General features: G+C 50.6%; 16 protein-coding genes and 1 tRNA gene. 8 read left to right on the top strand and 9 right to left on the bottom strand.

Annotation, left to right across the window (positions count from 1 at the left end):
• Positions 1-5 precede the first annotated feature (5 nt).
• From rpoB to fliS, 6 genes are all read right to left on the bottom strand, one after another.
• Positions 6-3,308, bottom strand: a complete 3,303-nt coding sequence (gene rpoB / locus ACEW81_RS02520; protein ID WP_472922801.1) for a DNA-directed RNA polymerase subunit beta — start codon at positions 3,306-3,308, stop codon at positions 6-8.
• A 206-nt stretch (positions 3,309-3,514) separates the two neighbouring features.
• The gene (gene rplL / locus ACEW81_RS02515; RefSeq protein ID WP_373531390.1) at positions 3,515-3,901 is read right to left on the bottom strand and encodes a 50S ribosomal protein L7/L12; all 387 of its coding nucleotides are present in this window, start codon (positions 3,899-3,901) and stop codon (positions 3,515-3,517) included.
• 81 nt (positions 3,902-3,982) lie between these two features.
• On the bottom strand, positions 3,983-4,519 hold the full coding sequence (gene rplJ / locus ACEW81_RS02510) for a 50S ribosomal protein L10 (protein WP_373531389.1): 537 nt from the start codon (positions 4,517-4,519) through the stop codon (positions 3,983-3,985).
• 312 nt (positions 4,520-4,831) lie between these two features.
• Positions 4,832-5,197 (bottom strand): response regulator, encoded by a 366-nt coding sequence (locus ACEW81_RS02505; protein ID WP_373531388.1) that lies wholly within the window; start codon positions 5,195-5,197, stop codon positions 4,832-4,834.
• A 32-nt stretch (positions 5,198-5,229) separates the two neighbouring features.
• On the bottom strand, positions 5,230-5,622 hold the full coding sequence (gene fliT, locus ACEW81_RS02500; RefSeq protein ID WP_373531387.1) for a flagellar protein FliT: 393 nt from the start codon (positions 5,620-5,622) through the stop codon (positions 5,230-5,232).
• Positions 5,594-6,031 carry a flagellar export chaperone FliS gene (gene fliS, locus ACEW81_RS02495; RefSeq protein ID WP_373531386.1) on the bottom strand — a complete coding sequence of 146 codons (438 nt, stop codon included), beginning with the start codon at positions 6,029-6,031 and terminating at the stop codon, positions 5,594-5,596. Before fliS ends, fliT begins: the two co-directional genes overlap by 29 nt.
• Positions 6,032-6,252: 221 nt before the next feature.
• Between fliS and ACEW81_RS02490 the strand changes: the two genes are divergently transcribed.
• From ACEW81_RS02490 to ACEW81_RS02475, 4 genes are all read left to right on the top strand, one after another.
• Positions 6,253-6,465 (top strand): hypothetical protein, encoded by a 213-nt coding sequence (locus tag ACEW81_RS02490; protein WP_373531385.1) that lies wholly within the window; start codon positions 6,253-6,255, stop codon positions 6,463-6,465.
• Between the two features lie 2 nt (positions 6,466-6,467).
• On the top strand, positions 6,468-6,821 hold the full coding sequence (locus ACEW81_RS02485) for a type II toxin-antitoxin system RelE/ParE family toxin (protein ID WP_373531384.1): 354 nt from the start codon (positions 6,468-6,470) through the stop codon (positions 6,819-6,821).
• A gap of 122 nt (positions 6,822-6,943) precedes the next feature.
• On the top strand, positions 6,944-7,123 hold the full coding sequence (locus tag ACEW81_RS02480; RefSeq protein ID WP_373531383.1) for a hypothetical protein: 180 nt from the start codon (positions 6,944-6,946) through the stop codon (positions 7,121-7,123).
• 182 nt (positions 7,124-7,305) lie between these two features.
• A tRNA-Arg gene (locus ACEW81_RS02475) sits at positions 7,306-7,379 on the top strand.
• Between the two features lie 16 nt (positions 7,380-7,395).
• On the opposite strand, the gene ACEW81_RS02470 is transcribed toward ACEW81_RS02475, so the two are convergent.
• The 3 genes from ACEW81_RS02470 to ACEW81_RS02460 are packed head-to-tail and all read right to left on the bottom strand — an operon-like array spanning position 7,396 to position 9,077.
• Positions 7,396-7,860 (bottom strand): hypothetical protein, encoded by a 465-nt coding sequence (locus tag ACEW81_RS02470; RefSeq protein ID WP_373531382.1) that lies wholly within the window; start codon positions 7,858-7,860, stop codon positions 7,396-7,398.
• A 39-nt stretch (positions 7,861-7,899) separates the two neighbouring features.
• Positions 7,900-8,247: a hypothetical protein gene (locus tag ACEW81_RS02465; RefSeq protein WP_373531381.1), complete on the bottom strand. Its 348-nt coding sequence runs from the start codon at positions 8,245-8,247 to the stop codon at positions 7,900-7,902.
• Positions 8,244-9,077 (bottom strand): hypothetical protein, encoded by an 834-nt coding sequence (locus tag ACEW81_RS02460; RefSeq protein WP_373531380.1) that lies wholly within the window; start codon positions 9,075-9,077, stop codon positions 8,244-8,246. Before ACEW81_RS02460 ends, ACEW81_RS02465 begins: the two co-directional genes overlap by 4 nt.
• Positions 9,078-9,243: 166 nt before the next feature.
• Here ACEW81_RS02460 and ACEW81_RS02455 point away from each other — a divergent pair, with 166 nt between their 5' ends.
• The 4 genes from ACEW81_RS02455 to hutH all read left to right on the top strand — a co-directional run bounded on the left by ACEW81_RS02455 (position 9,244) and on the right by hutH (position 13,476).
• Positions 9,244-9,648: a Fur family transcriptional regulator gene (locus ACEW81_RS02455; protein ID WP_373531379.1), complete on the top strand. Its 405-nt coding sequence runs from the start codon at positions 9,244-9,246 to the stop codon at positions 9,646-9,648.
• A gap of 51 nt (positions 9,649-9,699) precedes the next feature.
• Complete coding sequence (locus ACEW81_RS02450) at positions 9,700-10,023, top strand: hypothetical protein (RefSeq protein ID WP_373531378.1); 324 nt, start codon at positions 9,700-9,702, stop codon at positions 10,021-10,023.
• A 321-nt stretch (positions 10,024-10,344) separates the two neighbouring features.
• The gene (locus ACEW81_RS02445) at positions 10,345-11,784 is read left to right on the top strand and encodes a hypothetical protein (protein ID WP_373531377.1); all 1,440 of its coding nucleotides are present in this window, start codon (positions 10,345-10,347) and stop codon (positions 11,782-11,784) included.
• A gap of 156 nt (positions 11,785-11,940) precedes the next feature.
• Positions 11,941-13,476 carry a histidine ammonia-lyase gene (hutH, locus tag ACEW81_RS02440; RefSeq protein ID WP_373531376.1) on the top strand — a complete coding sequence of 512 codons (1,536 nt, stop codon included), beginning with the start codon at positions 11,941-11,943 and terminating at the stop codon, positions 13,474-13,476.
• Positions 13,477-13,972: the final 496 nt, after the last annotated feature.

Raw genomic sequence — 13,972 nt, 5'->3', positions numbered from 1 at the left:
CTCCTTTAAATTGAATCGGAATTGGCAGAGAAGAAGTTGAGCAGTTCGTTGCCCGCGGAAGCGAATTCGCGCTTGGGAGCACGGGCCGCTTCATCGGCCATCAGGTCAATCTCAACTTCACGACCGTCTTTCAGTCGCTTCTTCACCGTAATATCCAGACCGATACTATGAATTTCACGGACGAGTACTTTGAAGGACTCTGGAATACTGGGACGATTCAGGTTTTCGCCTTTCACGATCGCCTCATACGCTCTGGAACGGCCTACCACGTCATCAGACTTGATAGTCAGCATTTCCTGAAGGGTATAAGCGGCACCGTAGGCTTCCAATGCCCAAACTTCCATCTCCCCAAATCGCTGACCGCCGAACTGAGCTTTTCCGCCCAGTGGCTGTTGGGTAACAAGGCTGTAAGGGCCGGTACTCCGGGCGTGGATCTTATCGTCTACCAAGTGAACCAGCTTCATTACATACATACGGCCAATGGCAACCCGGTTGGCAAAAGGGTCTCCGGTTCGCCCATCGTATAAAACCGCTTTACCATCACTGAAAATCCAGTCGATACCCGCATCATCAATGGCGGTTTGCAATTCTTTGGTTACCGCAACGCGAGAAGCCTCTTCACCATACATTTCGTCAAAAGGAGGGACTTCGTAGTGTTTCCCGGTTAAGTGAGCCGCTAACCCCAGTAGGGTTTCATACGTTTGGCCCACGTTCATCCGGGAAGGTACGCCCAAGGGATTCAAGACGATGTCAATAGGTGTTCCATCTGGCATGAAAGGCATATCTTCAATCGGCAGGATTTTAGACACGATCCCTTTGTTACCGTGACGACCCGCCACTTTATCGCCTACGCTGATTTTACGCTTTTGAGCCAGGTAGACCCGAACCACGGTATTTGCGCCGGGGGGCAATTCATCACCCTTTTCCCGATCAAATACTTTCACGTCAACCACGCGGCCGCCTTCACCGTGAGGAACCCGTAGAGAGTTATCACGGACATCACGCGCTTTTTCAGCAAAGATGGCTCGCAAGAGCTTCTCTTCGGGCGGATGCTCAGATTCGCCTTTGGGTGTAATCTTTCCGACCAGAATGTCTCCGGCAAACATACGGGCGCCAACCCTTACGATGCCTCGTTCATCGAGGTTTCGTAAGGCGTCTTCACCGACGTTGGGGATTTCACGGGTAATTTCTTCAGGACCCAGCTTGGTGGTACGGGCATCTACTTCCAGTTTTTCAATGTGAATACTGGTATAGACATCATCGTGGATTAACCGTTCACTGATTAGGATGGCATCCTCAAAGTTGTAGCCTTCCCAAGGCATAAAGGCCACCATGATATTCCGGCCCAAGGCCAGCTCGCCCTTTTGGCTAGCGGCACCGTCCGCAATCACTTGGCCTACTTCAACTTCTTCGCCTTCACGAACCAGAGGACGGTGGTTTAAGCAGGTATCCTGGTTGCTACGCAGGTATTTAATCATCTGGTGCGGGTAGACTTTACCGTCTTTGCCCCGGACTTCAATGATTTCACCGGTTACCCGTACAACTTTGCCTTCCACTTCGGAGACCAGAGACATCCCGGAGTCCATCGCCACACGACGCTCCAGCCCTGTTCCAACCATGGGGCGTTCTGCGGAAACCAGCGGAACCGACTGACGCTGCATGTTTGAGCCCATTAAGGCCCTGTTGGCGTCATCGTGCTCCAAAAATGGAATGAGCGCGGTTCCTACCGATACGATCTGAATGGGGGAAACCCCAACGTAGTCAACCGTATCGGGTTCGGTAATGGTGAATTCGTTGCGATAACGAACCGGTACGGCAGTACCTGTTAAAGTACCATCCTCAGAACGGGTCGCATCACCAGGGGCTACCCGGAACTTATCTTCTTCATCCGCAGACAAGAAGTGAATTTCACCCGTTAGCTTACCGTCTTTTGCTTCCCAGTAAGGGGTTTCCAAAAAGCCGTATTCGTTCACCCGGGCATAAGTGGCCAAAGAGCCAATCAAACCGGCGTTCGGTCCTTCAGGCGTCTCTACCGGACAAATTCTTCCGTAGTGGCTAGGGTGAATGTCACGAACCGCAAAGCCTGCGCGTTCACGGGTTAAACCGCCCGGCCCCAGTGCGGAAAGACGACGTTTGTGAGTCAACTCCGACAACGGGTTGGTCTGATCCATAAACTGGGACAGCTGAGACGATCCGAAAAATTCCCGGATGGCGGCCAGCAATGGTTTTGGGTTCAGCAAGTTGTTAGGAGTCAGTGTATCAATGTCTTGCAGGGTCATGCGTTCTTTAACAATCCGCTCCAAGCGGGTTAAACCCACTCGGAACTGGTTTTGCAACAGTTCGCCCACCGCACGGATACGGCGGTTACCCAGGTGATCGATGTCATCAACCTGACCATCATCGTAGTTTAGGTTGATCAGGTAATCGATGGCAGAAACGATGTCTTCGTTGGTCAAAACACGCACAGTGTCTGGTGCGGAGAGGCCCAGCTTTTTGTTGACCTTGTAACGGCCTACCTTGCCTAAATCGTAGCGTTTCTCATCAAAGAAACGGCTTTCCAGCAAGGAGCGTCCACCGCCCACGCTTGGGGGATCACCGGGGCGCAGTTTTTTGTAGACTTCAATCAGCGCTTCTTCAGTGGTTTCGGTGGGGTCTTTGTCCAGTGTCTTTTTTAAGTAATCGAAGTGACGGAACTGGTTCTCCATTTCGGCAATGGACAGTCCCAACGCCCGCAACAATGTGGTGGCCAGGATTTTGCGGTTTTTATCAATCTTAACGTAGATCACATCGTTGATATCGGTTTCAAACTTCAGCCATGCGCCACGGTTGGGGATCATGGTGGCGTTAAAGATACGCTTACCGTTCAAAGCCTGATCTTTTTTATAGTAAATGCCAGGAGAGCGAACAATTTGAGAAACAATAACCCGCTCGGCGCCGTTGATGATAAACGTACCCCGATCGGTCATCATGGGAATTTCGCCAATGTAGGCTTCTTGCTCTTTAATTTCACCGGTATCCCGGTTTACGAGGCGCAGCATGATACGCAATTGACGCGCATAAGTTGTGTCGTGAAGACGAGCACTTTCTACGGTGTGCTTCGGCTTGTCAAAACTGTATTCCGGCAGAAAATAAAGCTCAAGACGACCCGTGTAGTCACGGATCGGGGAAAAAGACAGGAGCTCTTCTTTAAGACCTTCGGTGATGAACCAGTTAAAGGAATTTTTTTGGATCTCGGCCAGATCAGGGAGCTGTTCCAGGGGGAGAGACCCAATACCTGGAAGGGTTGAACGCATGGTCTTTGCTGCCATTGTAAACCTCGTCATAATTGAAAACGTGATTTGAGTGAAGAATCCCGCGCTAGAGCTGATTTAGGTCACGGCCTGGATAATAGGGGTCAAATAATACACCACTATATCAAGGACAAGCAGAAACGCAAAATTTCATAGGCAAAAGGAAAACCAAGTCGCCTTTCCTTGGGATTGGCTCGCTCGGTTTTCCCTTACCTATGATGCGATTACTTGATTTCGATGGTGGCGCCAGCGGCTTCCAGCTGCTCTTTCAATTTGGCGGCATCTTCTTTTTTAACGCCTTCTTTGATGGCTTTAGGAGCGGCATCAACCAGATCTTTGGCTTCTTTCAAGCCCAATCCGGTAATGGAGCGAACTTCTTTCAAGACGGCAATCTTGTTGCTGCCAGCGTCTTTCAGGATAACGCTAACTTCGGTCACTTCTTCTTCAGCGGGTGCGCCAGCAGCGGGGCCAGCGGCAACTGCCATAGGAGCGGAAGCGGTGATGCCGAACTCATCTTCGAAAGCTTTAACCAGGGTAGCGGTTTGCAAGAAGCTCAGGGTTTTGATTTCTTCAAAAATCTTACTTGTTTTATCATCTAATTCAGCGGGCATTGAAATTGAACCTCATTTGATTGTTGACTTGGTAACATCTTTTAACAGGGGAGTGCCTAAGCCGGGGTGAACAGCCCGATCTTATGCTTCCTGTAAGCGTTTCGAGTATTGATCCAGTACGTTCACCAGTCCACGTTGTGGGCTGCTGATTACAGACACAATACCGCTCAACGGAGCGTTGATAGCACCCACCAGTTTACCGCGAAGCTCTTCGATAGGCGGGAGTTTCGCCAGCTGTTCCACTTCAGCCGGACTTAGAAGCTTGCTGTCCAGGACGCCTGCCCGAATTTGGTTGGCTTTTTTGTTCTTTTTAAAGAACTCGGTCAGGATTTTTACTGGTGCAACCTGATCGGCCTGTCCAATTAACAGGGCGGTCGGGCCTTTCAGTGAATCCGTCAGGCTTTCCAGTTCGGTGTCCTTGATGGCGTGAATTGCCAACGTGTTTTTAGCGAACGTAAACTGAGCGTTCTCTTTGTAGAGTTCCCGGCGAAGCTGGGTCAGTTCAGATACGCTTAAACCGCGAGGATCTGCCACGACAGCGATGGTGGCTTTACTCAAGTGAGACTTGAGTTGCTCTACGGTTTCTTGTTTTTGGGCCAGTTTTCCCACGGCAGCCACTGATCCTTTCTTTATCTATTCCGTTCTTTGATATGTGGTTTCCGTTTGCTTGAACGGTTGAGCGTTGCTTGGTTCCCTGAAGCTGCAGGTCAATTCATTTCAGCAAAAGCCTAATCAGATTGACTTGGAACCGGAGGAATTTCCCTGAATTGGTTCTAGCCTTGGGCTTTCAACTGAATTGGCCCGTAATAGCCTGGAGTGGAACGCTTTCGAGGTAAGAATGAATGACAGTGTCAAACACGACCATTCAAACCAATTAGGGTGGGAGCAACATATATAGCAAAGACAAAATAACGACGCAAGCGCAGAAATTTAACGCTGGGTTACAGAGGCCAATAATGGAAGCAAGTCGGTGGCGATTAGAGGCTTAGGTACATATAAAAATGGATGCTTGGGTATAGAAGAGGGATTGGCACCGCTAATCAGCACAATATGTTCTGACGGCACCCCTTGGCTGAGCAGGATTTTGCCCACTTCAATCCCATCTTTCTCCCCCAGGATTTGCCAGTCCAGCAGAATGATTTCAGGCGTTTTGCGCTGGTAGGCCAACAGGGCTGAATCCATATCTTCGGCGATGGCGGCCAACTCAAATTGAACTGTCGAAGACAGCAAGGCTTTTATGGCCTCTTGCCAGACGGGATCATCTTCTATTAACAGGATTTGAATGGGCTTGTGCATAGAGAGGAGCTTTACGAACAATACTCAGCGCTTTATACGTTTTTGGAGCGGGTTTCCTCGCCTTCTATTTCACCAGGCTGATATTTGCCCAACAGGGTTTGGCTTTGTTTGAGATGTTTGAGCTGGCTGTCAATTTCTTCCTTGAAGGCCCGCATGTTTTTTTCAATCTCAACATCTTGTTTTTCACAATAGTCTATTTTTTGCTGAAGACTTTCCTGCTGCTGGGGCGCAAAGTCTTTTAGTTGAATCAAGCGGCACTGCTCAATCAGTTCCCCCCGTTGAAAGATGAGTTGATTCAATCCGGGTAGATCTTGCCCAGTGCTTAGGGGCAAAATGGTGTCAGTGATTTCACAAAGCTGATTCAAAAGTTCTAATGACTTTTGATAGTTGGGTGGTTCAGGCGTGTAAGGAGGCTTCAGGCTCATCCCGTGCGGTTTCCTTTTCCCTTTTGGCGATTAGAATGGCTTCTTCCCATGTTTTTTTCAATCTTCTTAAATGATCCAACACTTCATCCAGCATGGCTACATCTTTTTTAATGTTGGCTTGTACCAGGCGGTAATGCAGATAATCATAGAGCCGATACAGATTGAGCGCCATTTCCCCCCCAATTTCCAGGTCCAGGCTTTCCATAAACTCTCGAATGATGTGTTGAGACTTTATGATGTTTTTGCTGAATTTTTCCCGATCGTTTTCCGCATCCCCTTTTTTGGCCACCAGCAGAAAGCGAATGGCGCCTTCGTATAGCATAATCAGTATTTCTTCCGGGGTGGCGGTTTCAATTTGATTTTTTTTGTAGGTTTCAGCCTGCTTGGCATAAGGGTTTGGGGCGTTCATCAGTCAGGGGGTGCTCCTGTCCGTTGGGTCTAATAATAGGCGTATCGGTTAAGGCGTTTATAAACTTGAGTGTCTGGCTCTGTTTTCTCCTCTGTTTGAGGGAGCCTGCTTTGTGTTTTTAAGTCGCTGTGCTGATTTACAGGCATTTTTGCAAATTGGGGCGCACCAAAACCGCACAGTTTGTTTTTATGCTTTTGTGATGGAAAACGGGGGAAGTCAGCATGTCGTTATCCAATGGAAACGCTGAGTCCAAAGCGGGCAATTTTTGGTTCTCCTCGCTGGCGATGGCTGCCGCTGATTCAATCGGGGCTTCCAGAGCGGAGACTTTGGAGATTGTGACCGATGTTGAGCAGGTGAGCTTTTTGCTGGCCAGCCTGGAAGATGCTCGGCAGGGCCGAATTATCAGTATGAATGAGGCGTTTGGAGACTTGTAACCATGAGCGCTTTAATGAACAGCGGCTTCTCTCAGGTAGAGGACGGCTCCAACGCTTTGCGGGAATGGACGTTATATTTAACCCGAACCGCCGACAAAGCACAGAAAAACATGGATAAACCTTTGCGTATCCTGATTCGGGATGCGCTGCTTCGGCTTTGTCAAGATCCTGAGCGTTTGGGAGAGCGGTTGTCGCAACCCTTAACCAGTGTTTTTTCTCATCACATTACTTATAAAGGCAAAGAGTTCCGCATTGCCTATCAGCTTTCTCCAGAAACCGAAAGCGTGGTGATTCTACTGATTGGCCCCCACGAGAACTTTTACCGTAAGCTCAAAAACTTGCTTTATGCTTCTTAAAACTTGGTTTTAAGTCAGTGTGGTGGAGGTATTAATCCTTTAGAGATGCTTGAGGCATCCCACGCACCTCTTGGGGGGCGGCGGATTGTCCGCCTACTTTCCGAGAACATGAGGGTTACATTGTGTTTGGCAAGTTGAAACGGTCGTACAAAGGGCAAGGCGTGGTGGAGTATTCCGGTGCTTTGGTCATTGCGGTTGCGGTTGTAGTCGCCGGGTTAATCGTGGCGCCTCCCAATTTGTCTGAATTGTTTGAAACCATTTATGCCTCTACAACAACCATGTTGTTGAGCCACCTGAGTTAATAGCCCGCTTTGACCAGGCCTTGGGAAAAGACCAATGAATAAGACACCAAGTGATGGACCCTAGCGTTTTCCTGAACAGGGATACTCCCAGCTAAGTCCGTTTCTTTTGTTTCTTAAGGAAGAGGCTTACCAGCGACCGGGGTTTTTGTTACGATTGGGGCAATCCTAATCAAACAACAAATGCCTCAGTAGCTCAGTTGGATAGAGCAACCGCCTTCTAAGCGGTAGGTCACAGGTTCGAATCCTGTCTGGGGTATTTTTGTTGGGCTTTTTTAGTGCTGATGTCCTGAGCCATGGGGCGAGTGTTCGTGTGCATGCGGGTGGCTTTTTGCGCCGCAACTGCCGCCACAAGCCTGACCGGGCTCATGATGATGTTGATGGCTATGGGCGTTGTGCGTGGTTGCCTCTGGCGCTGGTGTTGAGGCTGGGGTGGGTGCTGGATGGTGATGAGGGGCTTCTGTTTGTGCCGGGGTGGTTTTTTTGGCACCACGGAAACGCTCGGCTAGCCAGTTCCAGACTTTTTCAAAAAACGCTTTTACTTTTTGGAATGCGGCCACCAAACAAAATTGGCGCTGTTCGGTTTGTGGCTTGGGAGAGGCAGGTTGATTGCAATGGCTGCCGCATTTTTCACTATGCACATGGCCGCCTGTATGGCCAAAGGCAATGCCTTTGCTGGCTTTTGATGGCAGTGGACGGGGATAGACTGACAAAGAGTTGTGTTGCAAACGATGAATCATAAAACCTTTCGGGGAAATGGTGTGAGGGGGCGTGAGGGGTTAGGATTTGGTATCGCTGCTAGCAGCGAGGGGAGTGTTTTTTTGCGTCAGGCGTTGGAATACTGTTTTTACATCGTTCCAAAATCCGGTAATTAGTTCCTTAAACCACAGGCCTACTTTTTCAATCCTGTTTTTGCCTTTCACCGCCGGGTTTTCATGCTCGTGCTGGTGATCGGAGCAATGGCTGTCGTGGCAAGGCGCTTGTGCTCTGGGGAAAAACAAATCAGTGAACCATTCCTTGGTATCCTTTGGCTGCGGTTTTGGCTGATGGCCAAAGCGAGGGCTACTAGGCCTACTTAGAATAACCGGACGACTGGTGTAGTCGGATTGAAGGTTGGAAAGAGTCACGCCAACCCCCTTTCTTTGTTGCGGGTTTGATAAGAATCCATAACGGCGGAACCCATTTGGCCTACATCGTTGGCGCAAATCAGGCTGGCGCAGCAGCCATTGGCGCATAAAGTGCCTGTGCTGGCTCGAGCGGCAGTGTTTTCCGCTCCCGTTCCTGTTTTGGCCGAATTTTGACCGGGCCAACTTTTGGCGGGCTGAGGAATGGCCTTGGCGATACCGGGCAAAATGGCCAGCCCTGCCAAGGTGCTAACGGCTGACAGCGCAAAGTGAGTTACGGTGGGTGAAAGGTGCAGATACTTCTGGGCCGGTTGCTCGGCCTTATCGCCTAAGTAGTGGTTCAGGCTGGCCAGCCCGCCCACAAAGGGGGCTACAATTACGCCCTGTATTACGTTGGATAAATTAAACCGGGTGACCAACGGGGTTACCAAGGCCACGTTCATCATGGCGTTTAGCCAAATCGGGGGCTCCCATTTGGCCGCTTTTTGAAATTCGCCCAACCCGGCAATGGCGGTCAGGACTTTGGCCCATTCTTTCCAATCGGTGGAAAGGAGCCGAAAACTGGACGTTTGCTTGGGCAGTTTCTTCAGCAGCAAGGCGCTAAGCACCAAACCACTGCCTTTGGCCACATGCCCCAGCATTTGTTTTTGATTACCGGATAGCTTGGATGGCCCTGATTGAAGCGGGCTTTGAGGTGCCTTTGAGCTAAAATCGGTTTGGGGCGTAGTTTTGGACAGCGCGGCTTGACGCTCCATCCCAGTCAGGGGGCTTTGGGTTGTTGGCGCTTGTGGAGGGAAATAAAACCCGCTGACGATGGGTGCTGTGATCACCATAATCCAGGAACGTCCTTAAAAAATGAGTGGTTAGAGATCATTTGATAATGATTTTCATTTTTATTGAGAAGTAAGCAACTGTCAAATGAATTAAAAACAGAAGGGCTTGCGCAAATTATTTGTGATACGATTCCCGAGCAAATTCCTAAAAATGGTTTTCAATATCATGACTGTAGTTACCTCTGCCAACCGTCCCGCCAAATCCACCCAAGCGGTGCTAGAAGCCCTTCAGCAGCTGAGCCACGCCACGGCACCCGATGTGATGGACTGGATTAACAGAACTTCTGACGCCAAGAAGGTGAGCCTGACCAGTGTGTACAGGGCTTTGAACCAGTTGGTTTCCGAGGCCAAGATTAAACCTTTGAATTTTAATGACGGGCAGGTTCGCTATGAGTTGAACAACCATCACATGCACCATCACCATCTTATATGCACCCGTTGCGAGAAAGTTCAGATGTTGGACAGCTGTCCGTTTCAGCCAGTTTTAACTGAGCTGGAAGGCCGATTTCGGGTGGACTACCATAACTTTGAAGTGTTTGGCCTTTGCGCCGCCTGCCTGGAAAAGCCCTGATATCCCATTTGACTGTTTGAAACTTTAATAAAAATAAGAAGGTAAACGATTTTGGCCAGTGTAAAGCCTATTTCAATTCAGGTTCCCTCATCATCGTCCGCAGCTGCCCGTGATGAGATGTCTCAGCGCTGGCGCTTGGTGGGCGACGCCGCTTTTTCTGCTTTAAAATATTTTTTATTGGTGCCGCTGTTTCCCTTGCTGGGCTATTATTTGCTGGATCAATCCGGGTTTAGCCAATGGTTGATTGCGGTGGGCGTGATTCCTGCCGAAATTTTGGGCGAAGGCTTTGGCCATGTGGGACTTTGCTTTTCAATTCATTATCTTTTTAGCGGCTTACGCGAAATTGGGAAAGCCATCCTTCTATTCAATCGCTAATGGCGTGAGTAGTCTTCGCTGAGACAGCTGCCTGCTTGCAATGTTTGCTTGCATTGGGGCTTTAAGTGCCCCTGAGTGCAAACAGGGATGGAATGTGCTGGATTGAGAGTAAATGTAAAGTTTTTCTATGACAGGACACAATTATCATCAATTAGTTGTTTTTATTATTTTAGTAGTGTATGTGCCAGAGAAAATTCTGTTTTTTCCTTCCAAAGTTATAGAGAGTGCAAGACTAAAATGATGCAGCCATTAAGCATACAAAACAGAGCAATGACTTCCCGTTTGCCCGTAATGGCAACCCCTGCTTCGGGACAGGTTCAAATGGCTGCACTTTCCCAAGCAAATGCCAGCACCAGTAACGCTGCGCCCGGTCAACTTGATACCATGTCTTTGATAATTCCTATCTTTCAGCTTTTAAAACAGGTAATCGAACTGATGCTGGCTGGTCAGTCCGCTTCAGTAGCTGAACCGGCAGCTAGCGCTGGGCCATCGACTGGTGCGCCGGTGGGTGGCGCTGGTAATGCCACGGAACCTAAAACAACGGCCAGTACCACTAACAGTGCGCAGCCCGCCAGTTCAGCAGGTGGATCTGTCGCTGTTGCCTCGGGTACCGATGATGATCCGAAGGCATTAAAGCCAGCCAGCCAAAGCGCTGAAGCGCCCTCTGGTGAAAGCGCCGTGGGTAGCGCTGATACCATGACCATTGATGAGCGTCGGGACTTGAATTACAGTGATTTGAAGGCCGATCCCAAGGGGGGCAAGGATTATAAAAACGTACGGGGCGGCAAAGAAGCATTTAATGGCGTATCAGGTAAGGACGCAGCCATTATGCACCTGGCCGGTCGGGGGCATATTTCTGCTGGCACCAGTAAAAACGGGGTTTCTGGCAGTGCGCGCATTTATAACAATGTTTTGAACAATCCAGAGAATTTTACGCCGGATGAAACCAAGCTGATTGAGGGCTACGCAGCCGCTGAAAAAGAAAAATACGGTTATTTTACCGGCGAAGGGCTTGATCATGACTTTGCGGATCAAATGGCCGCGCGGGGCGATATATCGCCTGACAAGCTGGCGAAATATCATCAGGCCATTGATGCACGGGTCGCCAAAATGGTGAATAACCCGAATCAGGCCGCTGTGAAAAAAGAGGCCGGCCAAGCGGTGAATATCACCAGTGATATTGGCACCTTGCAAGAACAATCCGGGTTGAGCCGTTACGAGCAAGCGGTTTATCGTTTATCGGGTCACGCCACCCTGTTTAGTGGTGATGGCAGCATTGATGGTGATATTCTGGCCGTGACCCTGGGCAACGAAAAGTCGCTGGATGGCCGCAAATTTGGCGATCAGGATACCAATATCGATCCAGAAACCTTGTCTCTGCTGCAAGATGACATGGCCATTGATGGCAAATTGAATGGAGACGCCTTGCGTACAGCCAATGAAGGCGTGTTGGACAAAATTTTTATGGGCGGCCCCGAGGTAACGGCTGAAGGAATTCGAAAAACCTCCGTGAAGAAGGCGGAAGCCACTGGCCGCAATCAGCAGGATATTATGCAAAACCTGCAGCTTAGCGCCAATGATGCCATTAAGCAGTTTGGTAGCTTTGCCAAGGAGCATCCGGTGATGACTGCCGTAGGGGTGGGCGCTATGGCTGCGGGTGCCGCAATCTGTCCGTTTCTGGGCGGTACGATGGCAGTGGGCGCTGGGATTGCCGCTGGCTCTAAAATGTTTAGCGAAGAGGCCAAGCCAGCCGCTTATTAGACTTCTTTCCAGGGTTGGAACCAGGGTTTTAAACAAGCTGGATGTGAAAGCGCATTCGGCTTTTAGCGTTTCAAAATTTCTCGATGAAAAAACCGCTCCGTATTACAATCAGGACAAATGATTTTGAAAAACAACGGGTCTGAAAGCGGGATTTGCATGACTGAGCGAACAATTTTTCTGGATGGCGAAAGCCTGACACTGGAGCAGGTGCGGGAAATAAGTCTGGATGCCACCCTTCCGGTGGCCTTGGCCGAGGGCTGTCAGCCAAAAATTCAGGCCTCTCGTCAGGTTGTGGAAAACGTACTGAGTTCCGGCAAAACCGTGTATGGGGTCAATACCGGCTTTGGGGCCTTAAGCCATGTTTCTATTTCCAATCAGCAGGTCGATCAGTTGCAGGCCAATCTGGTGCGAAGTCATGCCGCTGGGACTGGTGCCATTCTGGAGTTTCCGGTGGTGCGGGCCATGATGCTTTTACGGGCCAATACGCTGGCCAAAGGCTTTTCCGGTGTGCGGCCCGTGTTGCTGGAAACCTTGCTGGCTCTGCTGAATCGAGGGGTTTACCCTAAAATTCCGGCTCAGGGTTCGCTGGGGGCTAGCGGCGATTTGGCCCCGCTGGCTCATATGACGCTGGTGCTGATTGGGGAAGGGGAGGCTTTCTATCAGGGCGAATGGCTTTGCGGCGCTGAAGCCTTGAAACGGGCCAATATTGAACCTTTGACCCTAAAGGCCAAAGAAGGGCTGGCCTTGCTGAACGGCACCCAAATGATGACCGCCATTGGCGCGCTAACCCTATTACAGGCGGAAGCCCTGCTAGATGTGGCCGAGGTGGCCGGGGCCATGACCATTGAGGCGGTGAAAGGCAGTCAAAAACCCTTTGACCCCAGAGTGGCCCAGGCACGGGCGCATGCCGGTCATGCCCAGTCGGCGGCCATCATTCGCAATTTATTGGCGGGCAGCCAAATTATGGATTCTCACCGGGATTGCGCCAAGGTGCAGGATGCGTATTCCCTGCGTTGCATTCCTCAGGTGCATGGGGCGGCTCGGGATTTGATGGCATCCGCTCGCCACACTCTGGAAATCGAGATTAACTCAGCCACCGATAACCCATTGGTGTTTCCCAATGGCGATATTATTTCTCAGGGCAATTTTCATGGAGAGCCGGTGGCCATGGCCATGGAGCAGTTGGCCCTTGCCTTGTGCGAATTGGGCAGTATTAGCGAGCGTCGCATTGATAAGCTGATGAACCCCGCCTTTAGTGAACTACCTGCCTTCTTGGCGGGTAAGCAGCAGGAAGGGCTTAATTCGGGCCTGATGATTATTCACTATACCGCTGCTTCACTAGTGTCTGAAAACAAAATTCTGGCCCATCCAGCGGTGGTGGATACCATTCCCACCTCTAACGATAAAGAGGATCATGTGAGCATGGGTTCTATTTCGGCCCGAAAAGCGGCCAAAATTCTGGAGCATGCCCGCTGGGTGCTGGCCGCCGAATTGCTGGCCGCCGCTGAAGGACTGGAGTATCGTGGCGATCTTCAGCCCGGTGCAGGGGTTTGGCGGGTCTATCAAAAAATCCGCCAGTCTGTCCCGCCCTTAACTGTCGATCGCACCCTGGCAGGCGATGTGGCTAAACTGGTGCAACAAATAGAGGACGGCAGCCTGCTGGCACCCGTTCAGGATTGCCTATCCACCTAACCAGCATCCAGCACTGACCCCCTCTATCTTGTACCCCCCATCATGCCTACCTCCCTGTGTCATCCCTTCCCCCTATCATGCCTGCCCCCCCTGTCATTCCCGCGCAGGCGGGAATCCACTTTGCCCCAAAGCGCATGTCTTCACCCCCCTCGCACGGAAGGCTAAACCGCAAGCCCGCACCGTGGATTCCCGCCTGCGCGGGAATGACAGGAGGCAAGAAGCTAGAGACGGGAAATTTGTTGCCTCCCAAATCCACAAAGGGAGGCTGAATTATAAGCCCGCACCGTAGATTCCAGCCCCCCTGTCATGCCTGCCCCCCTCTCATGCCTGCCCTTCTGTCATTCCCGCGCAGGCGGGAATCCACTTTGCCCCAAAGCGCATGTCTTCACCCCCCTCGCACGGAAGGCTAAACCGCAAGCCCGCACCGTGGATTACCGCCGGCGCGGGAATGACAGGAGGCAAGAAGCTAGAGACGGGAAATTTGTTTCCTCCCAAA

Origin of the sequence: Vampirovibrio sp., from assembly GCF_041737375.1 — a bacterium.
Taxonomy (GTDB): Bacteria; Cyanobacteriota; Vampirovibrionia; order Vampirovibrionales; family Vampirovibrionaceae; genus Vampirovibrio.
The sequence above is the reverse complement of the archived record's forward strand: the minus strand, read 5'-3'. Positions and strand labels throughout refer to the sequence as shown.